Origin of the sequence: Mesorhizobium sp. CA5, assembly GCF_020165105.1 — a bacterium.
Taxonomy (GTDB): Bacteria; Pseudomonadota; Alphaproteobacteria; order Rhizobiales; family Rhizobiaceae; genus Mesorhizobium.
This window is the reverse complement of record NZ_JAIUHJ010000049.1, coordinates 1-1,001: the sequence shown is the minus strand read 5'-3', so window position 1 is coordinate 1,001 and position 1,001 is coordinate 1. Positions and strand designations below refer to the sequence as shown.

At 63.3% G+C, this 1,001-nt stretch carries 1 protein-coding gene; it reads left to right on the top strand.

Annotation, left to right across the window (positions count from 1 at the left end):
• Positions 1–1,001: elongation factor Tu (gene tuf / locus LB529_RS28930; protein ID WP_224712976.1), on the top strand; the 1,001-nt coding region annotated here is incomplete at both ends.

Sequence of the window (1,001 nt, the reverse complement as noted above, 5' to 3'; positions counted from 1 at the left end):
ATGGCAAAAGGTAAATTCGAGCGCACCAAGCCGCATGTGAACATTGGCACGATCGGTCACGTCGATCATGGCAAGACGTCGCTGACGGCGGCGATCACGAAGTATTTTGGCGAATACAAGCGCTATGACCAGATTGACGCGGCACCTGAAGAGAAGGCGCGCGGCATCACGATCTCGACGGCGCATGTCGAGTATGAGACGGCCAACCGTCACTATGCCCATGTCGACTGCCCCGGCCACGCCGACTATGTGAAGAACATGATCACGGGTGCGGCGCAGATGGACGGCGCGATCCTGGTGGTTTCGGCGGCCGACGGCCCGATGCCGCAGACCCGCGAGCACATCCTGCTTGCCCGCCAGGTCGGCGTTCCCTCGATCGTGGTGTTCCTGAACAAGGTCGACCAGGTCGACGACGCCGAGTTGCTTGAGCTGGTCGAGCTCGAGGTTCGTGAGCTTCTGTCGAAGAACGAGTTCCCCGGCGACGACATTCCGATCGTCAAGGGTTCGGCGCTGGCTGCGTTGGAAGATTCCAACAAGACCATCGGCGAGGACGCCATCCGCGAGCTGATGGCGCAGGTCGACGCCTATATCCCGACGCCGGTTCGTCCGCTGGACAAGCCGTTCCTGATGCCGATCGAGGACGTGTTCTCGATCTCGGGCCGCGGCACGGTTGTGACCGGCCGCGTCGAGCGCGGCGTGGTCAAGGTCGGCGAGGAGCTGGAGATCGTCGGCATCCGTCCGACCACCAAGACGACCTGCACGGGCGTTGAGATGTTCCGCAAGCTGCTCGACCAGGGCCAGGCCGGCGACAACATCGGCGCGCTGCTGCGCGGCGTCGACCGTGAAGGCGTGGAGCGCGGCCAGGTTCTGGCCAAGCCCGGCACGGTCAAGCCGCACAAGAAGTTCGTGGCCGAAGCCTACATCCTGACCAAGGACGAGGGCGGCCGTCACACGCCGTTCTTCACCAACTACCGTCCGCAGTTCTACTTCCGCACGACGGA